At 30.9% G+C, this 4,894-nt stretch carries 5 protein-coding genes; 2 read left to right on the forward strand and 3 right to left on the reverse strand.

The window, feature by feature from the left end; all coding sequences use genetic code 11:
* Positions 1-380 precede the first annotated feature (380 nt).
* The gene (locus PVV60_RS09485; RefSeq protein ID WP_012754848.1) at positions 381-818 is read left to right on the forward strand and encodes a MucR family transcriptional regulator; all 438 of its coding nucleotides are present in this window, start codon (positions 381-383) and stop codon (positions 816-818) included.
* 99 nt (positions 819-917) lie between these two features.
* Here PVV60_RS09485 and PVV60_RS09490 read toward each other — a convergent pair whose 3' ends face one another.
* Both PVV60_RS09490 and PVV60_RS09495 read right to left on the reverse strand, forming a co-directional pair.
* On the reverse strand, positions 918-1,328 hold the full coding sequence (locus tag PVV60_RS09490; protein WP_273724544.1) for a SufE family protein: 411 nt from the start codon (positions 1,326-1,328) through the stop codon (positions 918-920).
* A 186-nt stretch (positions 1,329-1,514) separates the two neighbouring features.
* Entirely contained in the window at positions 1,515-1,814 is a 300-nt protein-coding gene (locus tag PVV60_RS09495; protein ID WP_273724545.1) for a DUF5330 domain-containing protein, read from the reverse strand.
* 1,101 nt (positions 1,815-2,915) lie between these two features.
* Here PVV60_RS09495 and PVV60_RS09500 point away from each other — a divergent pair.
* Complete coding sequence (locus PVV60_RS09500; protein WP_273724546.1) at positions 2,916-3,749, forward strand: peptidoglycan-binding domain-containing protein; 834 nt, start codon at positions 2,916-2,918, stop codon at positions 3,747-3,749.
* 917 nt (positions 3,750-4,666) lie between these two features.
* On the opposite strand, the gene PVV60_RS09505 is transcribed toward PVV60_RS09500, so the two are convergent.
* On the reverse strand, positions 4,667-4,894 hold a 228-nt coding region (locus PVV60_RS09505; RefSeq protein ID WP_273724547.1), incomplete at its 5' end, for a hypothetical protein.

Consider the following 4,894-nt stretch of genomic DNA (forward strand, 5'->3'; position numbering starts at 1 on the left):
TAAGTATTAAAAATAAAAAATAATAATTTATATATTATATTTTTATAATTAGTAATTTTATTTTTACGTTCTCAAAAAAACAAATAAATTTTACCCTATATTTTTTTATATTTGTGATGTATTATATATTATGTATGATATGTTATAGGATAAAAATATATTTTAGCATGTAATAATTTCATTTTTCTTATTGTATATTATGACAAAAAATGGGTATTTATTTGATTTTTTTGTGTTTTGGCAATTTTATAGAATAATTGAATTGACAAAAAAGATTTTTGTACAATATGAAACTCATGTGCATGAGATCTTTATATCATGAGTATATGCACTATATCTCGATTTTGAATTACTCAATATTTAAATTAAAGGAAACAAGAATGGAACATCGTGCAGTCTTAGAGACTGAAAGCAATTTAGTTATTACATTGGTTGCTGATATTGTTGCTGCCTACGTGAGTAATAATTCTATTCGACCGACTGAAGTGCCAAGTTTAATTGCTGATGTCCATGCTGCTTTTCGTAAAGCAGGAAATCTGGAGTTAACAGAAGTCGAAGTTGAAAAACAAAGGCCTGCTGTTAATCCAAAGCGTTCAGTATTTCCTGATTATCTCATTTGCCTTGAAGATGGAAAGAAGTTTAAATCTCTAAAACGTCATCTCATGACACATTATGGAATGTTACCAGAGGAATATCGTGAAAAATGGCAGTTAGATAGTTCTTATCCTATGGTGGCGCCTAATTATGCAAAAACACGATCGGCTTTGGCCAAAGAAATGGGGCTCGGACGCAAAAGTAAACGGAAAAAAACTAAATAGTCTTACTTTTACGAAAAAATGGTTTCGTGTATAAAGTTGATTTTAGTGTACATGTTTTGTGTGAAGCTTTTGTATATGTAGCAATTTCCACAAAGGGGATTATATGTAGCTTTCGTTACGAATCCGTTTAATCATTGATTTTAGACCATTTGATCGTTGTGGTGTAAGATTTTCATTTAAACCAAGTTTTTCAAAGAGCTCTTGAGCATCGGAATTGCGAATTTCAGAAGCTTTTTTGCCTGAATAAAAAGCAAGAAGTATATAAATGAGCCCACGTACAATATGAGCATCGGAATCACCTTGAAACGTCAATATTGGATCTTCTGAGTTATTACGTGAAGATAAAAGCCACACTTGGCTAACACAACCAGGAACTTTGTGAGCATCGTTTCGAGCGCTTTCCGGAAAAGGTGGCAATTCATGGCCAAGCTCAATGACATAACGATAACGATCTTCCCAATTATCCAAAAGCGAAAAATTCTCTATAATATTACCGATTGTTTCCGCCATTATTTTAGTCCTGTTTCGTTTGAAGTAATCATTCTTAAATACACTTATAAAAATAAATATTTATTTTTCCTCACATAAATAACGCGAAAAACGTTAAAAATCCTTATTTCAAGATAACATTGTATGTTTTTTTTAAGAACTCTTGTCTTTCGATTTTGCAAGAAACATTAGGGGAAGTCCCTGATATTATTTTTTGTTCCCTAATATATTCCCTAGATATTCATAAGCTGCTCTTGCACCGTAATATGCGCGTTCGCCAAGTGAACTTAAAAAGGATTTTCCTACTTTGCAGGTTTCTATATTACGGTCACAAAATGCTCCTAAGTCATTTAAAGCTTCCTTAAAAGCAGTAATCACATCGCTCGTTATTGTCTCATTATTTTTGGGACTAGAAAAATGGTTACCGCTTGGATTTGTTACAAAAAATGAAATAATGACAAAAATAAAAAATAAAAAAAATGATAATTTGATTAAAAAACGTATCATGGGCAATCAATGTACCGTAGTGGTAAATACAATAAAAGAAGCATTTTATAAACTGTTTCTTTATAAAAAATTTATAAAATGGGCTTTTTATAAAATTGAGTATTTATTTATTAGATCTATATCATTGGCTCTTTTATAAATATGGCACAATGCCGCTGTATAAAATATACATTGTCTATTCGCTAAAATCACATCCAAATTATACACCCATAGGCTGATCATATTAATGAACATACTATGATAAAAATACGAAATACAATCACGATTGTGCATAAGGGTTAGAAAATGTACAACGCACATTTGCCTTCTCTCCACAAAAAAAACGTAGCGATAGGATGAGGATTAAGCGTATAGTTCAATTTATTTCCCATATTGTGACATATTTCTTTTAAATAATAATTCATCATTCTAAGCTTAGTTGAAAAGGCTAAAAAGAGTAAAACTCTGTTATTCTAGCTCTAGTGTCGATAAAATATTTATATTATCTATAAAATTTTTACTGGAATGTTATGGAAATGATCAGCATCTCTTATGATTACATCTCAAGCCAGTTTTTTCTATAACATTGTAAACATCAATTTAATTGATACTTATAAAATTATCGAATAGAAGGAATTTATACCAAAATATAATCATATTAAGAGATAATTATTCTTACCAAATCGTTTATGGATAAGTAACCATTTATATGTAAATTATAAAGAATAGATAGTGATTGCCGTCCTTTTAGCGTTATAGGCAAATATTTTCAATTTTATTTTACACAATAGGCAAACATATGCTCCAAAATGAAGAATAACGTGGCATTATTGTTTAGATAATTATATGTGATAATATAGTTTGCAAACACCAAAATGATCTTGAATGCTAATCATTTGGTGATCTCTCTGTACATATTAAAGATTTGTAAAAAATGAAATGAATAAAAATTGATAAGAACTCTTGTTGATTTATCAACTTATAAATTGATATAATGAAGCTGCTCATTTTAGGATTTTGAAAGGAAAAAAATAATGTTAATGCACTTCTCTCTGACTGAAAGTAAGAACTAATTCATATTCATTTCTTTGTAAAGAATAAAGGCAACTGAAAATAAAAGTAATGACAACAAAACGAAAGAAATCCCGAAAAAAAACTGTAAAACACCGTAAATACTATAGTAGTATTGTTATAACACTTATTCTTATAATTTTTCATTTTGTTTTTTGGAGTGCAAAAACTCTTTATTTCTATACACGAAAAAATACTTTATTTTTTGTTGGATCTCTTCTTTTTAGCATTAGTTTTTTATTTATTTCATTTAATGCTTTATTTTCACAAATGACAACGCATCAAAATATTTTAACTCAAATGAAATTTTCCTCTGTTCAAAGTATAGGTAAGAGCTCTACTTTATCGGAAAAAGAAGAAAAATCACAAGAACTCACCCGTGTAATTTCTGTACATTCTCAAAGTCATAACCACACAAATTCACCTTTACCCCCCCAATCAACAAGCATGCTGGAAAAGCAAAAAGAACTAGCAAAATTAGGACTTTATGATGGACCTTTAGATGGACTGGAAGGACCTAAAACACGCCGAGCCATCACTTTATGGAAACAACAAACTGCTCAGAGAATGCAAAAAAATGTTCTATCTAATCCCGCAACAGATGAAATTGCGATATTAATTAAACAGAGCGAAAGAGAAATAAACAATACAAAAAATATGACATACTTAAAAGAAGCTATTTTAGAACCTTCTGTCGAAGATATTATACAAGTGCAAAAAGCTTTACATATTTTTGGGAATGAGGAGGTTATTGTCACAGGAATAGAAGATCAACAGACGATAGAAGCCTTAAAACAGTTTCAAAAAATGTTTGATCTTCCTGTAACCGGTAAAATTAATCACACCATTTTAATGAAAATGCGTGAAATTGGTTTATTAAATTGAAGCTAATCATCTACACTATAAAAATAATCTCTTAATTTATAATGATAATTTATCTTTCGCTTGTTTAATGCTCTCCTCAAACATTCCTTCATCTCAAGCCCTCTTATATTCAATCAATCAAAATGGCTGTCTTACACATTTCATGTTGAACCATACAATTTTCTGAAAAAAAACATAACTGATTGCAGTAAAAAGAAATATTGAAAAATAGCAAACGCGTTTGTTCTAGCATTTTTATTGCTTCTGATGATAAAAGGACACGGAATTTTCTATAGTATCACATAAACCTTTCATATTCTCGAGCGCCGAATTGTCCATGTATTATCGTCAATTTTATCTTTATAGATATGACGCAAAGAATTTGTGCAAACACCTGTAAGGATAAGTAGACGTGAAGTTAATTGTGTTATGCTTGTTGTTTCGCAAAGTGTCTGATAAAAAACCGGTACTTCTCTCCAATCTATTGCTGAAAAGTTTTGTGTTTTATAACATTGTTTCCTAAGAAAGCGTGTGCTTTTGGTGTTTTCTATAAATCAACATCCAAACCTAATGCAGCAGTATGTTTGAAACGAATGTTAAGACAGTTTAGTATTTCTCTCAGCTGTTATAGCTTTTATATGCCAAATGGAGACAATAATATTGCGCATCTCTGTTTGTATAATCTCTTAAAACAGGGAGACAGCTTAATTGGGAAAGAATATGGAAATTTTAAAGTAGAAACCAATTTTCATCTTTGCCATTTCCTTTTAATTCAGCTTTACGCCTTTCAAAGACATCTAAAGCAATGGCTTTGAAATAAGGGAGATCACCTATTCCCTCATGCTTTTTTTATCACGTGCCTTTTTGCGCTCACGCCCCCTCACGTAAAACAAAATATCCCAAACGGAATATACTTGGGTTGCCATTCACGGGCTTTCTTAAAAAACATCTCTTAAAGCACCCAAGCCCATTTCACAACAACGGCCCGTGAATAATAATAGCCAGCCCCCCACTGTGTACGCTATCATCTTTACACTCTGTAACAAAAGCACAAGCTCTCTTAGGAAAACAACGCCATAAAACACAAAATTTACCTGCAATGGATTGGAAAGATGTTCCTGCTTTTTATAAAATACTTTGCGAAGCATCAACCTTAACACAACTGG

The organism is Bartonella sp. AU18XJBT, from assembly GCF_028618595.1.
Lineage (GTDB): Bacteria > Pseudomonadota > Alphaproteobacteria > Rhizobiales > Rhizobiaceae > Bartonella.